General features: G+C 40.4%; 15 protein-coding genes. 3 read left to right on the forward strand and 12 right to left on the reverse strand.

The genetic code is table 11. The annotated features are described in order from the left end of the window. Nucleotides 1-15: 15 nt before the first annotated feature. From H6G57_RS16400 to H6G57_RS16425, 6 genes are all read right to left on the reverse strand, one after another. Complete coding sequence (locus tag H6G57_RS16400; RefSeq protein WP_190520364.1) at nt 16-1,014, reverse strand: ABC transporter substrate-binding protein; 999 nt, start codon at nt 1,012-1,014, stop codon at nt 16-18. Nucleotides 1,015-1,030: 16 nt separating this feature from the next. Next, nucleotides 1,031-4,216 (reverse strand): GAF domain-containing protein, encoded by a 3,186-nt coding sequence (locus H6G57_RS16405; RefSeq protein WP_190520366.1) that lies wholly within the window; start codon nt 4,214-4,216, stop codon nt 1,031-1,033. A gap of 151 nt (nt 4,217-4,367) precedes the next feature. Next, nucleotides 4,368-5,441 carry a response regulator gene (locus H6G57_RS16410; RefSeq protein WP_190520368.1) on the reverse strand — a complete coding sequence of 358 codons (1,074 nt, stop codon included), beginning with the start codon at nt 5,439-5,441 and terminating at the stop codon, nt 4,368-4,370. A 6-nt stretch (nt 5,442-5,447) separates the two neighbouring features. Continuing rightward, nucleotides 5,448-6,704 carry a bifunctional phosphopantothenoylcysteine decarboxylase/phosphopantothenate--cysteine ligase CoaBC gene (gene coaBC, locus H6G57_RS16415; protein WP_190520370.1) on the reverse strand — a complete coding sequence of 419 codons (1,257 nt, stop codon included), beginning with the start codon at nt 6,702-6,704 and terminating at the stop codon, nt 5,448-5,450. Between the two features lie 38 nt (nt 6,705-6,742). Then, the gene (locus H6G57_RS16420; protein ID WP_190520372.1) at nt 6,743-6,958 is read right to left on the reverse strand and encodes a DUF2555 domain-containing protein; all 216 of its coding nucleotides are present in this window, start codon (nt 6,956-6,958) and stop codon (nt 6,743-6,745) included. A 97-nt stretch (nt 6,959-7,055) separates the two neighbouring features. Further along, nucleotides 7,056-7,670: an alpha/beta hydrolase gene (locus tag H6G57_RS16425; RefSeq protein ID WP_190520374.1), complete on the reverse strand. Its 615-nt coding sequence runs from the start codon at nt 7,668-7,670 to the stop codon at nt 7,056-7,058. 635 nt (nt 7,671-8,305) lie between these two features. Here H6G57_RS16425 and H6G57_RS16430 point away from each other — a divergent pair. Further along, entirely contained in the window at nt 8,306-8,599 is a 294-nt protein-coding gene (locus tag H6G57_RS16430; protein WP_190520376.1) for a hypothetical protein, read from the forward strand. 33 nt (nt 8,600-8,632) lie between these two features. On the opposite strand, the gene H6G57_RS16435 is transcribed toward H6G57_RS16430, so the two are convergent. The 3 genes from H6G57_RS16435 to H6G57_RS16445 form a co-directional block, all read right to left on the reverse strand. Continuing rightward, entirely contained in the window at nt 8,633-9,922 is a 1,290-nt protein-coding gene (locus H6G57_RS16435; RefSeq protein ID WP_190520378.1) for a Glu/Leu/Phe/Val dehydrogenase, read from the reverse strand. Nucleotides 9,923-10,183: 261 nt separating this feature from the next. Next, a complete protein-coding gene (locus H6G57_RS16440; protein WP_199314348.1) occupies nt 10,184-11,992 on the reverse strand; it encodes a diguanylate cyclase domain-containing protein in 1,809 nt (602 codons plus the stop codon). A gap of 339 nt (nt 11,993-12,331) precedes the next feature. Continuing rightward, nucleotides 12,332-12,724, reverse strand: coding sequence for a helix-turn-helix domain-containing protein (locus H6G57_RS16445; protein WP_190520380.1), 393 nt, complete (start codon nt 12,722-12,724; stop codon nt 12,332-12,334). Nucleotides 12,725-13,098: 374 nt separating this feature from the next. Here H6G57_RS16445 and ppsA point away from each other — a divergent pair, with 374 nt between their 5' ends. Together ppsA and H6G57_RS16455 are read left to right on the forward strand one after the other, a co-directional pair. Next, entirely contained in the window at nt 13,099-15,528 is a 2,430-nt protein-coding gene (gene ppsA, locus H6G57_RS16450) for a phosphoenolpyruvate synthase (protein WP_190520382.1), read from the forward strand. A gap of 209 nt (nt 15,529-15,737) precedes the next feature. Then, complete coding sequence (locus H6G57_RS16455) at nt 15,738-16,040, forward strand: ferredoxin (RefSeq protein ID WP_190520384.1); 303 nt, start codon at nt 15,738-15,740, stop codon at nt 16,038-16,040. 201 nt (nt 16,041-16,241) lie between these two features. Here H6G57_RS16455 and pgsA read toward each other — a convergent pair whose 3' ends face one another. The 3 genes from pgsA to H6G57_RS16470 form a co-directional block, all read right to left on the reverse strand. Then, nucleotides 16,242-16,805, reverse strand: a complete 564-nt coding sequence (gene pgsA / locus H6G57_RS16460) for a CDP-diacylglycerol--glycerol-3-phosphate 3-phosphatidyltransferase (protein ID WP_190520386.1) — start codon at nt 16,803-16,805, stop codon at nt 16,242-16,244. Between the two features lie 98 nt (nt 16,806-16,903). Then, nucleotides 16,904-18,715, reverse strand: a complete 1,812-nt coding sequence (locus tag H6G57_RS16465; protein ID WP_190520388.1) for a hypothetical protein — start codon at nt 18,713-18,715, stop codon at nt 16,904-16,906. 120 nt (nt 18,716-18,835) lie between these two features. Next, on the reverse strand, nt 18,836-21,442 hold the full coding sequence (locus tag H6G57_RS16470) for a hypothetical protein (protein ID WP_190520391.1): 2,607 nt from the start codon (nt 21,440-21,442) through the stop codon (nt 18,836-18,838). Between the last annotated feature and the right edge of the window lie 320 nt (nt 21,443-21,762).

Raw genomic sequence — 21,762 nt, forward strand, 5'->3', positions numbered from 1 at the left:
CATCACTTTTGAAGTTTATAATTTAGCGTTTTTAATAAACTGATCATCTAGTATTTTAGTCAGATCAAGGGCTTGGGGTAATAATTTTTTTTCTAGCATAATATTCATCAATTTTTTCAGTCCATTGACGAAGGTGGGATCATTGGGATTGAATAATTTTTGATTTTCTTCTAAGTTGAATTGATTCATCCCTTTAAAGGCATTCAACATTGCGTCTGGTGTTACTCCTGTCCGTTTAGCGATTTTAATTGCTGCTGCTTGAGGATTTTCTTCTAAGTATTTTAAGGCGCGAAATCGTCCATTAACTAAAGCTTGAAGGGTTTGAGGAGAATTAGCGATCGCTTCGGTATTAACAACAATCACATCTAAAATTTCTCCCGGAATCTGGCTACTATCAAACAATACTTTTGCCCCAGCTTCTAATATTTTAGGGACAGCAGGCCCAAAGGTAACGACGGCATCTACTTGTCTCTGTTTATAAGCTCGTTCATGTTCTAATGGCTCTAAAGAAACGATCTCAATATCTTTAACAGACATCCCATTTTTTTCGAGCGCACGAGCAATAAAAAAAGATCCCAAAGCAGTTGGTTCTAGTCCAACTCGTTTCCCTTTTAATGCTTTGATATTGGTGATCTCTGGTCGTCCTAAAATTACATCCGCACCATGAGAAGCATCCATAATCGTAATGATCTTAACATTGTTTTGGGTGCTGGCTATCAATAAAGCTTGATCGATTGATAATCCCGCGCCTTCAATTTCACCATTGCGATAAGCTTTAACTTCTTCTGTTCCTGAAGGATAATCTATCAATTTGAGCGGCTGGTTGTGATAATAACCTAGATCCTCAGCTAAATATAAGGTTTCATATCCTGGCCAAAGATTAGTCGCAATTCTTAATGGACTGGATGATTCTGGGATACAATTAGTCAGGGCGATCGCTAAAATTCCAGTAATTAGACTAAAAGTTAGATATTTTAGATATTTTAGCCATTGTTGTTTTGTTCGTCTTTTCATTGATTCTCCCATTAAGTTAAATAAATTCATTAATACTACCTTTGACGAGAATTTGTTGAATTGTACTTGTGAGTTGATTCAGTTTAACAGGTTTAGTTAAATAGCCATTAGCCCCGGCTTCTAAGCATTTTTCTTGATCGCTTTTCATGGCTAAGGCAGTTAGGGCAATAATCGGAATCTTTGCCAGTCGGGGATCGCTGTCTTGACGCAAATGTTTAATTGCTTCTAAGCCATCGATTCCGGGCATTGAAATATCCATCAAAATTAGGTCAGGACTCTGTGATTTAGCAATATCAATCGCCTCTTGACCATTTCTTGCTAACAGTATTGTATAGCCTTTTGCTTTCAGATAACGAGAAATCGTAATAATATTAGCTTCATGATCTTCTGCCAACAGAATCACAGGTGATGTTTCTAAGACTTGAGTTATGGGATTTTTGCCCCCATCTAAATTTGATGATTGGGGGCTAGAAGATTTAGGAATTGGGGACGGCAACTGTTGATAAGGTAAACGGAAGCTAAAACAACTACCGACACCAATTGTACTCTCAACTTCTAGCTGACCACCGTGCATTTCCACAATCCGTTTCACCAGCACAAGTCCTAAACCTGTACCCGCATATTGACGATTTAAAGCACTATCAATTTGCACAAAGGGTTTAAAAAGTTTATCCTGATTTTCAGGAGTAATCCCAATCCCATTATCGCTCACAGCAAAACAAATAGAGGGACTGCGAAAATCAGTTTCTGTTGGGAATTCAACTTTAACTGTTAAGGATACTCTACCCCCTGCTGATGTGAATTTAACGGCATTATTGAGGAGGTTAATTAAGACTTGGCGAATTCGCCGTTGATCTACAAACAAATCGGGGAGATTAGGGGGAATTTCCGTTTGAATCTGAAGGCGTTTTTGTAGGGCTTGTTGTTTAATGAATAGCAAACTTGATTCGCACAACTCGTTAATGGATGTTGGGGCGGATTCTAGTTCAATTTTTCCTGATTCAATTTTAGCGACATCAAGAATATCATTAATTAATGAGAGCAGATGAGTGCCACTGCTGGCAATGGTTTCTATTGCCTGTTGTTGTTTCTCGTTGAGGGGGCCAAAAATTTCTTCTGCTAAGGCTTCAGACATCCCTAAAATAGCATTCAGGGGAGTACGCAATTCATGGCTCATATTAGCCAGAAATTCATCTTTGAGGCGGGTGGCACGGGCAAGTTGTTCATTAGATATTGCCAATTCTTGATTACTTTCAATCAGTTGTTGCTGGCTTATTTTTCTTTCATTGAGTTCTTGTTCCAACCGATCAAATAAACTGGCTTGTTGAATAGCGATCGCTAATTGGTTAGCAATTTGTTGCAGAAGTTGGGCTTGAGACTTTTGCCATACTCGTTTTTCTTGGCAAGCATGAACCACTAAAATCCCCCAGAGTCTGCTAATGTTTTTAGGATCAATCCAACGATGCTGGTCGTTTTTGATTGCTTCTTGCAAAATAGGGGCGACAATTTTGGACTGGATTTGACCTGTGATATTGTATTCCATCAGGCAATCTGTCCAGATATCATTCATTACATCAGGCACAATCCGGGGCAGTCCTTGCCAATAGTAATCAAGGATTTCTTGAGACCATACTTCATTTTGCCATTGGCAATTTTTGAGGGTGACGAATTGATCAGATACCAATTCTTCGACAATTTGACTTCTACCGTCGGCAAAAAGCTGAAACACGATGACACGATCACAATCCAGGATGTTTTTGACATGCTCAGTCACTTTTGCCAAGATCTGATTAATATCTAGAGATTCTCGAATTTGTTGATTAATGTTAGCTAATACTTGTTGTTGCAGCAGTTGCTGGGCAATCAGCTTTTCAACTTTTTGTCTCACCAGTAGCTCACACTGGAGTTGCTGATATAAACTGGCTTGTTGAATGGCGATCGTTAATTGGTGGGCAATTTGCTGGATATACTCAATCTCAGACTGCTGCCAGTGGCGAATTGTTGCACATTGATGAATGCAAAGTAAGCCCCACAAATCATTACCACAGAGCAAAGGTATAACTAGGTTGGCACGAATCTGAAATTGAGCCAAGACCTCAATGTGACAGGGTGACATCCCACTATTATAAATATCACCCACAGCCTGATATTTTCCCTTAGCATAAAGGTGGGAATACTTTTCGCCAAAGCAGTGATCATGGATGGGAATCGTCATGACAGAAGGAAATGCTGCTACAACTGATTCAGCGACCATTTCGCCATCATCAAAGTTAGATTCGGGATAAAACTTAAAAATACTGACTCGATCTGCCTCAATCAGTGAGCGGATTTCCTGACAAGCGGTTTGGAAAATGCTTTGAAGGTCTAGGGATTGACGAATTCGTTGGGTAATTTTTCGTAGCAGTTTTTCTCGTTGTACTTGTTGATTTAAAACTTGTTCAGATGCTTTGCGCTTGCTAATATCCGATAAAATTCCCTGAGTGCCAACGATTTTCCCTTGTTTATTTTTAATCGCTGTAGCATTGACTTTTACCCACAGATAATGACCATCTCGGTGCAGATGTCGGAACTCAAGATTGTCCCTTTTTTGGGGATAATCTTTATCCATTATTTCCCGATCATCAGGATGTACGAGATCCAGAAACGATTTACCAATCCATTCACTAGCTTCCCAGCCAAAAAATGTCTCAAATTGGGGTGAAAGATAGATAAATTTACCATCAAGATCACAAGACCAAATTAAATCGCTTGATCCTTCGACTAACCCTCGAAATAGAGCTTCACTCTTGGCTAATTCAGTCTTAATTTTCGGGTGATCGCTAAGATCATGGCAAACACAAATCCATAGCCCCTCATCGGTGATGGTGAGAGATAATTCTTGATCAAAGGTAGAGCCATCTTGACGATTGGCAATCATTTCTCCTTGCCAAAAGCGATCGGATCTTAATCGGGGAAAGATCTCTTGCTCAAATCTTTCTATCTGTTGTTGAGAATACAAAAGCCTCCAAGATTTACCAATTAGGTCTTCAGATTTTTCGTAACCAAATAGGTTAAGATGAGACGGGTTTACATAGATATAGTTATCTGCTTTGATAATAGCAATACCATCAATCGCAGCATCAAATACTTGTAGTTGTTGTTCAAGAGTTTTTTCTGCTAATTTTAGGGCAGTAATATTAAAGCGAACTCCTAGATAATTCATTGATTGGGTTATTCTCTCTGGTTAATCTGGTTAAAATTGTGTTAATTATAGCAACCGCCAAGGCAGTTAGGACATAAACTGATACCTAGACGGTTAAATCTTTTCCTCCGGTGTTCCCTGTTCCCTGTTCCCTGTTCCCTGCTATTACCTATTACCTATTTAATGTAATTTCAAAAATTGATCCTTGAGGTTGATTATTATCAACAGTAATTGTGCCACCATGAGCTTCAACAATCATTTTACAAAAAGCTAATCCTAATCCGATTTGAGAGATCCCCGGCATCAGAGTCCCAATTTCATATTTCTCGAAAATACGTTGTTTTAAATCATCGGTTACACCTTTTCCCTCATCAGCAATCTTAATTTTTACTCCGCCGTCGAGGAGATATTCGGCACTTACTATAATCTTACTTTCTTTTGGAGAGAACTTAAGGGCATTAGATAGTAAATTATCTAAAACTCGCTGAAACATCGCTTTATCTATGTTGATATTACTATCAACATCCGGTAACTGGGTGATGATAGCAATATTTTTTTTAGATGCGTTCAATTCAAAATCTTTAACTAACGCCCCAAGCATATATCCTAGATCAACTGGGGTCATATTGAGCACAATTTTACCCGATTCTATTCTCGCCATCAGCAATAAATCATTAATTAAGTCTACTAACTTTTCTACTGATGATCTGATCTGAACTATTCTATTTTTTTGTGCCTCTTGTGAAAACTTGGGATGAATCAACATCTCTAATCCTAATAAGATACCGCTTAGGGGATTTCTGAGATCATGAACTAACATATTAACCATATCTTCTCGCAATTTAAGTAATATTTGCAGATTGTCGTATTGTTGCTTAATCCGTAGCATTGAATGAACTCTAGCACGAAGTTCCAGACTATTAATGGGTTTGCTGAGGAAGTCATCAGCACCTGTATTCAGACATCGAGCTAGGTCTTCTTTCGCCGTTAATGCTGTCACCATAATAATCGGAATTGACTGCCATTGAGGATTGGCTTTAATCCGAGAACAAACTTCAATCCCATCCATTTCTGGCATCATTACATCTAATAAAATTAGATCGAGTGGTATTATTTCTAGGGATTCGAGAGCTTCTTGTCCACTGGAAGCATAGTGTAACTCATAATTCTGACTGATTAAAAGCGATTCAATCACATCAAAATTCCGAGGCTCATCATCAACAACTAAAATAGCAGGCTGATTCATTTGTGATTACTTTATTATAAAATCAAATAATTGATGGGCTAATTGTAACTTACTACAAGCCGCAATTTCTAATTTACGTCCCTGACGACTTAAAAATATGGCTTGATTGGTTTCAGTTCCAAATCCAGCATCAGGTAAATCAATCGGATTTGCAACAATAGCATCTAAATTTTTTTGGTGTAATTTATCTTGAGCAGGCTTCAATATTTCCCCAGTTTGTGCCGCAAACCCGACTAATTGTTGGTGGGGTTGTTTTATTTTGCCTAATTCTGCTACAATATCAACAATAGGCTTTAATGGCAGTTCTGTGGGTAAAAGATGCTTCGGTAATTTATCTTCACTATAAATAGCAGGCTTCACATCACCAACCGCCGCCGCCATCACCGTTAGATCGGCTTGAGGAAATCGTTGTATCATTTCCTGGTACATTTCCTCGCTACTGATCACGGAAACTAACTTGACTTCAGGCAAAGCCGCCAATAATTCCGTACTCATGGGGCCATGTACTAATGTCACCGATGCACCCCGATGAATGGCAGCTTGTACTAACGCCAACCCCATTTTACCCGTTGAGGGATTTCCAATAAATCTGACCGGATCAAGATGTTCCCTCGTGCCCCCGGCACTAATTAATACCCGTTTTCCGTCTAAATCCCGTTTGCCTTGGGTATGCAATAACGAATCGAGATGAGCTAAAATCTGTTTAGGTTCAGCCATCCGTCCGGCGCCTTCAATCAAAGAATTGCCTGTTTTTGTAGCGGGAAGATCACAGGCGAGAATTCCAGCCGTCGGGGTAATTCCCTGAAACCGAGGATCAAGTAATAAAGTTTGCCAATTGCGTTGTACGGAAACTTGCTTCCACATTTGTCGATTCATCGCCGGGGCCAGTAACACAGGACAGCTAGACGCTAAAACTGTATTGGTCAGTAAATTATCTGCACATCCTGTGGCTAATTTCGCTAAGGTATTCGCCGTCAGTGGTGCAATCAAAAAAACATCAGCCCATTCCCCTAACTGAATATGTAATGGCCGCCCATGAGTCGATTGCCAAAAGTCTTGATCCGTATAAGCCGATTGACGAGAGAGGGTTGCAAAGCTTAAGGGAGTAATAAATTTTTGGGCTGAGTCGGTCAAAATCACCCGAACATCAGCCCCAGCTTTGGCTAAGGTTGAAACAATTTCACAGACTTTATAAGCTGCAATACCCCCACTGATTCCAATTAGAATCCGTTTTTCCAAGGTGGAAGGCGAAATTATTCTCATCTATTAATCCAATTGAAACCTACAGATTGATTGAATCGTTACGCTTCATCATAGGCTTCAAGATCGAGCAAGTAAACATAAGGTTCCACTAGCTCTGGACGTTGAAACGCAATTGCTCGTAACAAATGCCAATCGTTGAGTCCTTCAAAGGGATTATTATAATCATCTCCTTCCAGACGTGCGGCTAATTGTGCCACATCATCAGCCGTGAGAAGTGAAATCTGTTGCGGTGAGGATCGAGTCAAGGTTTCCATGAGTTACACCTCCCGTGAATTGCATTTGTTTTGAGCCTGATAAGCAGGGTAGTCATCAATTGATTTCCCCATTTCTATACTAAGGGCATTTGGGGAATTATGGCATACAATTCATTACAAAACTTCTTATTAACCCTAAAACCTCTGGCCGAATTTCGTGACCCATATTAAATTCTTGATATTCAACCTGAGCACCTAACTGTTGAAAGACATTCCGCGCTTGCTGGGCGGCTTCTATCGGAACAACAGGATCTTGTTTTCCATGAACGATCAACACCGCAGATAAAGGATGATCTAACGGTTCGGGGGAAAAATGTAAATAACCACTTAAACTAATTAAACCCGCTAAGGGAAAATAACGCCCCACATCCAAAGCCATCGCTCCCCCTTGGGAAAATCCGCCTAATATTGTTTTAGATAAGGGAACCCCGGTACTCGCTTCTAAGGATTCTACCCATTCCTTAACTTGGTTTTGAGTTTCGGTCAATCCCTTATATTCAGGAGTTTCCAAGGCATACCACGCTCGTCCTAGGGGGGCTTGGGGATGGGGAAAGGGGGCTTGGGGAAAAATAAATTGATATTCAGGCAAACGCAGCATTGGAGCTAGAGCAGTCAGATCCTCGGCATTAGCACCCCAACCGTGCATTAACACAATTAACCCTTCAGGAGGTTTTCTGGTTTCCGGTGGAATGGAGATAAACTTTAAAGCCATGATTGCAAGGGATTGATAACATTCATGGTTTATAAAATAACATGAGAGATTGAAAACTCAGTCTAAGATTGAATTAAACAAAAATTGGACAAATCACCTGCAATCATTTCAATTCCTTGAAATCCTAATTTTTGCTGAAGTGTTATTAGGTTGTTGTCAAGGGTGTCCCTGATTATGTAATATCATTAAAACTATTATGTTAAATTATCAGCAGTAAAAAACTTTTTTAAAGTCATCCACCATCCGGCATTAATCCGATCTATTTCTCAAAAATTAACGAAAAAATCAAATCAATTGTAGGGTGCGTAAGGCGCAGCCGCACGCACCATCTTTTAGGGAAGAAATATGCAATACAATGCGATCACACCATCAGCCCAAAATCTATAGCGCTACTTGAAGAGGGAACAGGGAACAGCTTAACAGGGAACAGTAAGAAGTGAAAGGGTTTTAGAGTTTAAAAATGTCCTAACCGTAATGCGTAGCGCTATATTAATCCCGAAAAGAATTCTAAAAAAGGGAATCGATAAAATTGATTAGCGATCGCTTTTCCTATTACAGATGGTGCGTGTGGCTTTGTTTTACCCACGTTAGCGATCGCATCTTTCCCCGATACTTCCGCTTGTATTACAGATGGTGTGTGTGGCTTTGTTTTACCCACGTTAGCGATCGCATCTTTCCCCGATACTTCCGCTTGTATTACAGATGGTGTGTGTGGCTTTGTTTTACCCACGTTAGCGATCGCATCTTTCCCCAATACTTCCGCTTGTATTACAGATGGTGTGTGTGGCTTTGTTTTACCCACGTTAGCGATCGCATCTTTCCCCGATACTTCCGCTTGTATTACGGATGGTGTGTGTGGCTTTGTTTTACCCACGTTAGCGATCGCATCTTTCCCCAATACTTCCGCTTGTATTACGGATGGTGCGTAAGGCGAAGCCGCACGCACCCTACAGTCTGTGGTTCTATGGATATAAACCCCGATCCATTAAGGCTTGGGCGACACGACCCACGCCTAACGTATAAGCAGCTAATCGCATAGAAACCCCCCGCAATTTAGCTCGTTCACTCACACGAGAATAAGCTTGTACCATCAGGTTTTCCATTTCATGGTTCACCCGTTCTTCATCCCAAAAAACAAAAGATTGACCTTGCACCCATTCTAAATAACTGACAACCACGCCACCAGCGTTCGCTAAAATATCGGGGAGAACGATAATTCCTCGCGCTTCTAACATTTGATCGGCTAATAATGTAATCGGTGCATTAGCCGCTTCAGCAATCATTTTCGCTTGAATTTGATCGGCATTTTCTTCAGTAATTTGATCTTCCATTGCCGCCGGAACCAAAACATCACAAGCTAATGTTAATAATTCGGCATTGCTAATGGGTTCACTATCGGGAAATCCCGCTATACTATGATTGTTGTGGGCAGCGTAGGCTTGCAGGGCTGGAATATCTAAGCCATTTTCCGAATAGATCCCGCCAGATACATTGGAAACTGCTAAGACCGTCGCGCCCGCTTCATAAAACAATTGAGCCGCCGCCGCACCCACTTTCCCGAAGCCTTGAATCACAATTGCTACGCCTTCAAGGGTTTTGCCCATTTCGGCTAAGGCTTCCCGCACGGTAATCATCACACCCCGTCCGGTTGCCATATCTCGTCCTTTTGAACCTCCCACAGATAACGGTTTCCCGGTCACAACCCCTAGCACCGCCCGCCCCATATTCATCGAATAAGTATCCATGATCCAGGCCATTTCACGGGACGAGGTTCCCACGTCCGGCGCTGGAATATCGGTTTCTGGCCCAATATCTTTGATCAGTTCACTGGCATAACGACGGGTGATCCGTTCTAATTCATTTAAACTATATTGATGCGGATCAAAGCCAATGCCACCTTTAGCACCCCCGTAGGGAATGCCAAGTAAAGCACATTTCCACGTCATTAACATGGCTAAGGCGGAGAGTTCTCCCAAATTAACGGAGGGATGATAGCGTAAACCGCCTTTATAGGGGCCAAGGACATCACAGTGTTGGACTCGATGTCCCGCTAACACCTCAACTTTACCGTTATCGAGTTTGACCGGAATGGAAACGGTCACAACTTTGCGGGGTTGTTGTAACACCACCAGGATATTGTCATCAAGATTTAATTCAACCGCCGCTTGTCCCAAATAGCTACAAGTCCGATCATAGGGGCAAATATAAGCCGGAGTCGGTGCCGGATTTATTCTGACAGGAGAGGATACCATTGTGCAGACCTCCATCAGTAATCGCTGAATTTGTCTTCTATCTGTAGCCTAACCTGTGATCCCGAAGAAAAGGTTAAATTTGTAATAATTGTTACAGAATTTTACGTTTATGAGTGATATTAGAGGGAACAGGGAACAGGGAACAGGGAACAGGGAACAGGGAACAGGCAATAGGCAATAGGCAATAGGCAATAGGCAATAGGCAATAGGCAATAGTGGATAGCTGATAACTGATGACTGATGACTGATGACTGATAACTGTTAACTGATGACTGTTAAGGGTTGCACCCAGGAAACCCATTGATCTCGTCCTTGTTTTTTGGCACTGTAGAGAGCTTGATCGGCTTCGGTGATTAAGTCTTGGGGAAGTTGATGGGAGTGGGGAATTTGACTGGCGATGCCTAAACTGATAGTAACAATAGATTTCCCGTTAGGAGTATTGGCATGGGGAATCATTAAGTTTCTAACTGTAGATTGAATTTTGTCGGCGACACGATTAGCTTGATCGGGATTCGTATTCGGTAAAATAATCGCAAATTCTTCTCCACCATACCGAGCTAAAAGATCCGTTGAGCGGAGGATTTTTTGAATAGATCGAGCAATATTAATTAAGCATTGATCTCCGACAGGATGCCCATAGAAATCGTTAAAAAGTTTAAAATAATCAACATCAAATAAAATCAACGTTAAATAGTGATGCTTCTCTTGAGCAGTTTTCCAATTCCGATGAAAAATGATATCAAAATAACGACGATTCGCAATCCCAGTTAATCCATCTCTACGAGCCAGTTTTTCTAATTTTAAATTGGCGGTTTTCAGATCTTGCAGGGTTTGGCTTAATTTTTCGGCTTGGGAACGAGTTTGGGCTAATAAATCCGAGTGGCTAAGGGCAATACTAAACTGGGCTGCTAATTGTTCTACAAATTTGAGTTCATTGTTTGTCCATTCACGGCGACGATCGCATTGATGAATACACAGTAACCCCCAAAGGGTTTTACCATTCATTAAGGGGGCGACAATTTGAGCTTTAATTTGAAATTGTTCTAATAATTGAAGATGGCAATCTTTTAAGTTCGCTTCATAAATATTATTTAAAACTTGCATTCGACCTTGGTGATAATCCATCGCATATTTTTCTCCAAAACATCGATCATAAATTGGATGGGCTAATGCAGAATCATAGATCGGTAAAACGCTTTCAGAAACAAATTGACCTAAGCAATAACTGGATTCTGGATCAAAGCGAAAGACTCCCACCCGGTCAGCATTCAGGGCTTTGAGAACTTCTCTAGCAGTGGTTTTAAATAAAATATCTAAATCTAAAGATTCCCGAATGGTGGAAATAACGCTTAATAAAATTTGTTGTTGTTCACTGGTTTTTTCTAAATCTTTGGCTTTTTGTTGCGTCTGAGCTAATAATTCAGCTTGGTGAACTGCAAATCCTAAGTGAGTCGCAACTTGAGCTAAAAATTCCACTTCTGAATCGTGCCATTCACGAGGTTTAGAATGTTGATAGGCTGCCAAAACCCCCCAGAGTTTGTGTTGGGTAAAAATCGGAGCCGTTGCATAGGCTCGAATTCCAAACTGGAGTAAAACATCAACATGACATTGAGATAATCCAGCTTCAAGCACATCAGCAACCACTAAAGTTTGATTTTCCCGATATCGCCCCCCCTGGTTCTCCTGAAGATAACTATCAATCCAAACGGTATTTTTGCCTAACTTTTCTTCATCAATCCAACCGGGTTCAGCAAATTCAAAGTCACTGACAAATTCTCCACCCCAATCTTCATGGAAGCGATAAACAGCAACTCGTTCTGCTCCTAAGAGTTTACAGGTTTCTTTGGTTGTAGTGCGAAAAACATAATCGATATCTAAAGAGGCTCGAATTTTACTAAGCACTCGATAAAGAGCATTCTGCTGTTGCTTCATCTGCTCATTCTTAATGGTTTCTACTTGGAGTTTAGCTTCTAACTCATCCAGACTTGCTAATCCCAATAACTGATAACTCCAATTCAGGAAGGGACGCAGGATTGTCGCCAAGCCAAATAATTTTTTTTTATACAACATTAGCAAAGCATTCTGTTCAAGAATTTCGATTCTTTTAAGTATTCAATATACCGCAGAAGCTTACACCCTATCTGATGATTTTTTGATCACATTTCCATTGTAAAACTCAAGGAATTCTATTGAGAGTATACAGACCGGGGAAAGTTTAGTCCTTATGGGATCGGTCGTCCTGAAGTCAAAAAACCCAAACCCGCATCCTGTCTAGGATTTCAAGCTTGATCTAATATCAACAATCCTCTAAAAAGGGCGTTCGATGTTAGTTCTCAAATCCATTTCAGCGCGGGTTCTACACAGGAACTAAGACTCTGTGAATCAGGGTTTATTTCCCCTAAACTCTCTTTAGAGTGTAAGTTCCAATGGACAAACACAATGACTGTCTTTTAACCATTGTTCTCCGACTTGCTTTAAAGCGACTAAAACCGGTTGAAGTTCTAATCCCTTCTCCGTCAGAGAATACTCTACACGCGGGGGAATTTCAGCATAAACGGTGCGGTGGATTAACCCATGTTTTTCCAACTCCCGCAACCGAACTGTTAGGGTTTTGGTACTAATACCGGGTAACGCCTCTAACAGTTCATGGGTGCGTTGGTTTCCGCGAAATAACTCCCGCAGGATAGAGATTGACCATTTTGTTCCGATTAATTCCAGAATAAACTCAATCGGACACATCATGTCTAGGCATTGGTTACTGTCCCATACCTCGGTAGTCTTGTAACATTCCTTAACTTTCATTCGCGCCTCCTAAAAAAACTTAATGTTTTTTAAAATATCTCTCAGAAGCCGATCTGTCGCCATTCTTTCCATTAGGTAACTAAGACTATTTTACCAAGAGGGATGTCGATTTCCAACAGACGCAATAAGATAAAAGTAGGATTAATTAAACGTCGAGTATTCACTCAGCCACCTAAACTCAATCCAATTTAAACTAAATTGAACTCGACGCTTAAACATTAGGGATCAACCATTTACGATTTTAGAGAAAACACTAAATCTGTCTGAAGGTAGATAGAAATAGCCTTTTCTCTCAACAGACTTATTTTGCAATAAAAGTACATAATCACTATCTAAGGATTAGGTAGTTAGTTTGATTTGGAGTTATTTAAACCATGTTAAAAACCTTACCCTTTAAACCCTTATCTCAATATAAAGAACAAGCCTTAATTCTCTGGTTTGATCAAGTCGGAATTGAGGATGTTGGTTTAGTTGGCGGAAAAAATGCCTCCCTAGGAGAGATGATTCAACAGTTACAACCTAAAGGAATTAACGTTCCTCAAGGGTTTGCTATTACTGCTTATGCTTATTGGTATTTCATTACCTATGCCAATTTAGAACAACAACTCAAACAATTATTTGCGGGTTTAGATGTAGAAGATATTAAAAATCTTCGTCTTCGCGGTCAACAAGCGCGATCTCTGATTTTAAATACTCTATTTCCACCCAAATTAGAAGGCGAAATTGTAGCCGCTTATCAAAAACTTTGCGATCGCTATGGTCAAAATACCGATGTCGCCGTGCGTTCCTCCGCCACCGCCGAAGACTTACCCGATGCCAGTTTTGCAGGTCAACAAGAAACCTACTTAAATATTAAAGGAGCCAAAGCCGTCTTAGATGCAACTCGCTATTGTTTTGCCTCTATTTTTACCGATCGCGCCATTTCCTATCGTACCTTAAAAGGGTTTGATCACTGTAATATTGCCCTCTCCGTTGGTATTCAAAAAATGGTACGTTCCGACTTAGCGACATCGGGGGTAATGTTCTCCATTGATACCGAAACTGGATTTAAAAATGCTGCCTTAATTACAGCAGCTTACGGGTTAGGAGAAAACGTCGTTCAAGGTGCAGTAAACCCCGATGAATATCTGGTGTTTAAACCCACATTACGGGAAGGATTTAAACCGATTTTAGAAAAACGCTTAGGCACAAAAGCGGTTAAAATGGTGTATGAACTGGGACAAAAAACTAAAAATATAGAAGTTCCGATTTCTGAACAGAAAAAATTTGCTCTTTCTGACGAAGAAATTCTAAAATTAGCCCAATGGACAGTGATGATAGAAGATCACTATTCCCAAGTCCGACAATGCTATTCACCGATGGATATTGAATGGGCAAAAGATGGCTTAAATGGAGAGTTATTTATTGTCCAAGCTCGTCCAGAAACGGTACAATCTCAAAAAACAGGACGGGTTTTACAACATTATAAATTACAAGGCAAAGGTCGAGTATTAGTCACAGGTCGGGCTGTAGGTGATAAAATTGGGCAAGGAAAAGCTCGTGTCATGACCAGTGTTAAAAATATGGATCAGTTTCAAGCGGGAGATGTATTAGTCACCCATAAAACTGACCCCGACTGGGAACCGATTATGAAGAAAGCCAGTGCAATTATTACCAACGCTGGAGGCAGAACTTGTCATGCAGCGATTATTGCACGGGAGTTAGGAATTCCCGCTATTGTAGGTTGTGTCAATGCAACGGAAGTATTAAATACGGGAGATAAAATTACGGTTTCCTGCGCCGAAGGAGAAGCCGGAAAAGTTTATCAAGGGTTAGTTCCTTTTATTATTGAAGAAACCGTATTAGACCATCTTCCTAAAACCCAAACTAAAATGATGATGAATGTGGGAAACCCGGAAGAAGCGTTTAAATTGTCTGCTATTCCCAATGATGGTGTTGGGTTAGCTCGGTTAGAATTTATTATTGCAAATCACATCCAAACCCACCCCTTAGCATTAATTTATTTTGATCAATTACAAGATGAAGCCGTTAAACAACAAATTGCTCAATTAACGGAACATTATGATCATAAACCCGATTTCTTTGTTGATAAACTCGCTCATGGAATCAGTATGATTGCGGCGGCTTTTTATCCGAATCCTGTGATCGTGCGGATGAGTGATTTTAAAAGTAATGAATACGCGAATTTATTGGGGGGTCAACAATTTGAACCCAGCGAAGAAAATCCGATGATCGGTTGGCGGGGTGCATCCCGATATTATGATCCGAAATATCGAGAAGCATTTGCCTTAGAATGTCAAGCTTTAAAACGGGTGAGAACTGAAATGGGATTAGCCAATGTGATCCCGATGATTCCCTTTTGTCGGACACCGGAAGAAGGACAAAAAGTGTTAGCGGAAATGGCAAAACATGGGTTAGTTCGGGGAGAAAACGGCTTACAAGTCTATGTGATGTGTGAATTACCGAGTAATGTTTTAATGGCGGATGAGTTTTGTCAAGTGTTTGATGGCTTCTCGATTGGATCAAATGATTTAACCCAATTAATGTTAGGATTAGATCGAGATTCGGCGTTAGTCGCTCCTATTTTTGACGAACGAGATGAAGCCGTAAGACGCATGATTGAAATGGCGATCGCAACGGTTAAAGCCTACAATCGTAAGATTGGAATTTGTGGTCAAGCGCCGAGTGATTATCCTGAATTTGCACGTTTCTTAGTGGAATTAGGAATAGATTCCATCAGTTTAAATCCAGATTCGGTGTTGAGGACAACTTTGGATATTGCTGAGATGGAAGCCTCCCGCTAGGGAATGAAAAAATTGAAAAGTGGTGTAAGTTAACAACTGCTTTAGTGAATTCATCCTAAAGCAGTCTTCTCTCAACTGTAGGGTGCGTAAGCTCCGCGCACGCACCAAAACAACCCTATTTTTAAGTTAAATTATAGAAAGGGTCAATCCTTAATCTTAAATTTGTATTAAATATCAACAGCGTCAACCCTTGTAACTCAGAACCCTTTATGGAAACTCAACCTCTTCATTGTGTGTTAATTTGTCAACATCAGTCTTGTCAGCGACAGGGTTCGGTTGCAGTTCTGGAGGCTTTTGAAAATTATAAGATTGAGGGAGTAATAATAGAAGCCAGTGGTTGTCAAGGTCAATGTAATATTGGCCCGACGATGCGAGTCACGCCCGATGAAATTTGGTATTATCGCGTTAAACCGGAAGAAGTTCCCCTCATTGTTGAACAACACCTCAAACAAGGTCAACCCGTCCAAGATAAACTTAACCCCCGCATTCATCCCCGCTATCAATATTCTTAACTCGTTGTTGCGATTTATTAATCATAAAAAATCGACACAAATCCCAGTGTAGGGGTGAGGTTACCTCGCCCCGAAGATTAATTTGATTTTAATATTAATCTACTGTTCTAATCGTAAATTTTAATAGAATATCACTCATCTATAGTATAGCGCTACGCATTACGGTGAGGACATTTTTAAACCCTGAAACCCTTTCAATTCTTACTGTTCCCTTTTCCCTGTTCCCTGTTCCCTTGCGCGTAGCGCTATATCTGTTTGGATGGAAGATTGAGGAATTAAATAAATTAAACCTGAAATTAAAGTTAATCCCACAGAAACCCAGAATAAAATTAAAGTGGGAAGTTTCCAACTGTCCGGTAAGGGTGCAATGAGAAAAGCGATCGCTAAAATTTGACTGACTGTTTTTAATTTACCCCAAATATTTGCCCCAGAAATTTGAGTTTGATTCACCCGCCATCCAGCAATTGTCAGTTCCCGTGCTAACATTAAAAAGACTCCCCAAGCTGGGATTTTTCCTAATTCAATAAAGGCTAATAAAGGCGCAAAAACCAATAATTTATCTACCAAAGGGTCAAGAAATTTTCCTAAATCTGTCACTTGATTCAGTTTTCGAGCCAAATATCCATCTAACCAATCTGTACTCGCAACAATCAAAAAAATTCCCAAACAAATCCAACGGTTTGTAACGGTTGGATCATGTAAACCATATAATAAAAAGGGGACTCCCAATAAACGGGAAACAGTAATCCAAGTTGGTAAATTCATAAATCAGTTATTAGTTATCAGTTATCAGTTATCAGTTATCAGTAAAAAAGTTTAAAGTTGATTGACTCTTGACTTCTAGCTTTTACACTGATCTGTAATTAATGATAACTGATAATTGATTGAGGTTCTTCCCAAGTTTGATGAGAATTTTGGCTTAACTGGCTTAAATATTGCCGAGTAATATCAGCGCGATCTAAACTTACAAAATAATGGTGATCCACATCTTGATAAAATAATGCTCCTTCCAGGAGTCCTTGATAATCAGGGTTAGTTTGAGATTCCAGAGTTAACCAAACCGCCTCAGTGCTTGAAGGAATTAAACCTGGGGGTAATGTTCCATTTAAAATTGCTACAATCCGATCTTGACAGGAACGAGTATTGATTCCTCGATTTTCTAAGAGTTGATTGACTTCTGACAAAGATAACGGTTGTTCTTGAAATACTCGTAAAAGTTCAGCTAAAATAAAATAATCACTGTATTGATGTCGGGATACATCCAAAACTTTAAAATAAAGGGGTAAAACCGCTAAACCCCAAGCTAATCGACTACTATGAGAATAATTATTATCAGAATTCTCTGGGTTTCGGGGACTATCTTGAGTAATCAACGCATTCGGTAATTTTTGGCGTAACCAACGGCTAAAGGTCGGCCAAGTGCTATTTCCCCCCGTACAAATTGCTTGATTAATGCCAACAGGAGAGATCCCTTTTTGACTAAACAGATGATTGAGTTCTCGATTTAACTGTTGTACAAAAGGAATCAAAATCTTTTGTTCTAAATCCTGTTGAGAAACCTCCCAAGAATAGTTATTTAATTTCAAGATATAATGATCGGTTTGCTGAAGTTTAAATTTGAGAAGTTCAGCAATTTCTAATAATTTTAATCCCGCTTCAGAACTCTGTAAAATCTGTTGTAAACGATAACGTTTGGTTAAATCAGGATGTCCGGGTTGGGGGGAAACAAAATCAGGAATATCAAAAGTTTGGAAGGGTGAACCTTCTGGATGCAGCAAAAGTTGAGTGATAATATCCTGATTAAACGCATCTCCACCATAGGCGACCTGATGACAAACGACCTGGGAAGCCGAAAACTCCCTTAAATCTTGAGGTAGGGTGGCTACCGCCATTTCAGTAGTTGTAGCTCCAATATTCAGCATTAAAATTGTGCTGTTTGGATCAGGAGAATTGAGATGAAATTGATATAATAAAGTGGCGATCGCATCTTCAATAATAAAAATTTGTTCAGGACGTTTTACCAGTCCTGCGGCTAATGCTGCTTCTCGAAGATTAAACCGATAAGCTTCGGTTGCGCCAACTGGACATCCTAAAATTATTCCCCCTAATGCCATTAAAGCTTGTTGAAATTCCTCGCCATCAAGTCCCACAGCACCAAGGCGATAAATATTGGGTAAGGCGATACTGGGACAATTTACCCGGTTTCTTTCTATTAATCGCGGAGTTCCCCGACCCTGCAAAACCCGACTAGGATTTAATGTAGACAATAATGCTGTCCACGCTTCTTGAAATCCTCCCAAAAAAATAGACTGTTGTTCTGACCATTGAATCATGGGAAATGCGGTTAACCCAGAGGAATCATCGTCTCGATAATAGGGAATTGCCAAATTTAATAAGGGTTTAAAATGTTGCAAGTGGCTAGGTGTTGCTTCCTCCTGGGAATTAACATAATAGACTTGACACGGAAGCCGAAACGTGAAAGGAAGATCCTCAACTTCCGAGAGTTCCGTGTGTTCTGCTTGCCAATAAATGGGATAAACTTTACGGGTATCCCGATGAAACAAGGCCGCAGATAATCCCGTTGTTCCTAAATCAATCCCTAAATACCATTGAGTCTGTTGTCTCAACAATTCTAAAGCAGAAATATCCGTCTCAATACCTGAATCCTGAACCATCATCATTAATCATTAATCAGTTATCAGTTATCAGTTATCAGTTATCAGCTATTAGTTAACTTTAATTAGTCAATTAACTCTTAACTTTTAAAGACAAGCCATAGCCCATCTCTACACTGATTACTGATAAAATTCTTGACTCAACGCTTCCAAACTGAGTGAATTTTCTTCTTCTTGTTCATTCTCCAACCGGACGGGAGTTTTCTCAGCTAGATTCAAACTATTAAAGACATCATCTAAGGTTAAATCCGAAAAACTTTGTAGAGATACCAAATTTTCGGCCTCTTCCGATGGAACATTCAAAGGTTTAACACTGAGAGAAGGAACTGATTGCACGGAACGGGGTTCCATGCCCATATCTCTAAATAAATCTTCAAAGGTAATGACTTCTTCAGGCGAGGATGATTTGGGGACTACTTCTAGGGTTGGTTTTTTATTAGTTAGGGGTTGAGATTTAAGTTGAGGATTGAGTGGTTTTTCGGATAAATTTTGGGTCGAAAAACTGATTTCTGATTTTGATTCTACTTGCTCTAAATCAAACAAATCAGCTTCTAAAAATTCCAAAGTATTGCGACCAATTAATAACCGAGAATCAACTTGATCACTCGTTTCTTCTAAGGAGATTGGCAGCAAATTTTCATCCGGGGAAGCTTGAATATACTCATCCGTTTCCCAACTGGCGGTCTGCTTCTCAATATTAGGCGCAGGAGATTTTTTCACCGTTGGAATAGCTGTCAGCATTTCTTGAGTGCTGGCAGACACCACACCTACATTAGCGGGGGATTCATCCTCAAAGGTGGGTTCTTCAAAAATATCGCTTAAATCTGCTAAGGTTTCCTCAAAGGGATTAGACACCGTTGGAATCGAGAACTCAGCAACAATAGCCTCAGACTCCAAATCCTTAGATTCTTGGGAAACTTCTGGGTTCGATTCATTGAACAAATCCAAAGAATTCAGACTGAGAACAGGTTCATTTTGTATTGATTCTGTTGTTGTTTTTGAATCCTCTAATACTTCTTCTGTGTCTCTATTAAAATCTGATTCATTCACCCCTGGAAGCCCTTCAGCATCCGTTGGTGTTTCCTCATCTAATAATAGAGTCTCTATATCTTCCGAAAGATCCTCCTCATCTTCATCAAATTCCTCAAGAATTTCCACATCTTCCCCAAATAAATCGATTTCCTCTGATTCGGTAATATTAACAATCGGAGATTCTTTCTCTGTTTCTAGGGAACCGACATCTTCCCCAAATAAATCGATTTCCTCTGATTCAGTAATATTAACAATCGGAGATTCTTTCTCTGCTTCTAGGGAACCGACATCTTCCCCAAATAAATCGATTTCCTCTGATTCGGTAATATTAACAATCGGAGATTCTTTCTCTGCTTCTAGGGAACCGACATCTTCCCCAAATAAATCGATTTCCTCTGGTTCAGTAATATTAACAATTAGGGATTCTTTCTCTTCAGCCCCATTAAATAATGCTTCTAAGTCTAAATCAGCATCAGAACTTTCTGGCTCTAACACCGACTCATCCCAAGCCAAGGAAAAGCCGGGTTCCTCCGGTCTTAACTCCAACTCCTCTTCAATAGTCCGAGGAGATTGAACCTCAACGGGCGATAAAGGTTGAAGGATGTCCGGTTGTTTCCCTTCTTCCCCTTGTGCTTGGGCCATCTCCTGAGTCGAGGTAAAACCCACATCAGGTTGTCTGGGAACTTCTGCCCCCGCATAGGGTAAAAATTCCTCAACCGTAAAAGATAACTCCTCATCAGAGGAAACCGGAGGAGTTATCACAGACTGTACGATTTCCGGTTCTCTGTTCTTTGTTGCCTCTAACCCAATTACAGGGGATTCAGATTCCGTTAATTGTAACGAAGACTGTAAATAGGAAGACGTTTCTTGACCTACCTGTTGAGCCAGTTGGTTAACCAACGTTGTAAACATCACTTCCCCTTGTTTCCCCAAACTGTGCATCCGTTCCAAACTTTGGGACAAGGAATCAGAATAAGTTTGGAGATTCCGTTGTAACGCTTCAAAAATCACGCTTAGACTTGAATCTAGCGTCATCAACAAATGATCCGATTGAGCTTGCAACTGTCGCATCTGTTCTAGGCGTTGGGCTGGCGTCAGACTAGAAACAGAAGTTTGTGACCCGTCCGAGGGGTTGGAGGGCAGGGCTGGAAGGGAATTAGATTCAGTCAATAAAACCGAATCTAAAAAGCGGTTTTCAATATGGTTAAGGGTTTCAGTAACATTATGAATCAAACTATCCTGTAATCGAGTCATGAACTCCTGCAAAAATTCACGACTGAGTTGTTGTTGATAGGATGGGGGCTGGATTTGTGCCAGAGTTTGGGCTTTTCGGGCTTCTAATTGTTGAATTTCTTGGACTAAACTCCGTTGTTGAGTGCGTAAGTGATCGACCTCTTCTTGAAGAGGTTGAGTGAGATGGGTACGCAGATAAATCATTTCCCGGCGGATGGCTTGCCATAGTGGTTCTCGCATTCCCGGTGATTCAGGTTGATGGGTCTCCATCGGCGACAGGAGAGCCCCCTCGTCTACCTGTTGCTGAAGAAAGACCAAATACTTTCGCACACGCTCTAGGACTTGACGGGAGCGTGTGACAGTTTCCCCAAAGACAACCCAAGGTAAACGTAAGTTGGGTTGGCTTAGAACCTCGTCAATTTCGGCGATGAGTGCCTGGATCTGATCCTTCTGAACGTTCAAGGCTGAACCCTCTCAATAATCATTGGTTGATGCGTTCTGTACGTTCCTAACTCCACAATCGCTTGATCTTCAGGATTCCCCAGATTAAAGCAATTGTTATCTACATAATATGTTAGGCTTCAGAAGCACTCAAGTAGCCAAGTTAAGATTTTGGGGTGGATTGGAACATGGCGACCGAGGGGCAACATTGTTAAAAACTAAACCAGTTTAACTTTTTTGTGTCCTAATCGCTCTAAAATAGAAAATTGCCTAATCATTTGTTATTCCTGTTGGAATCAACAGAGGCATAATCTTAGTTAATATGATAGGGGGAATTTTGG

Source organism: Planktothrix sp. FACHB-1365 (assembly GCF_014697575.1).
Taxonomy (GTDB): Bacteria; Cyanobacteriota; Cyanobacteriia; order Cyanobacteriales; family Microcoleaceae; genus Planktothrix.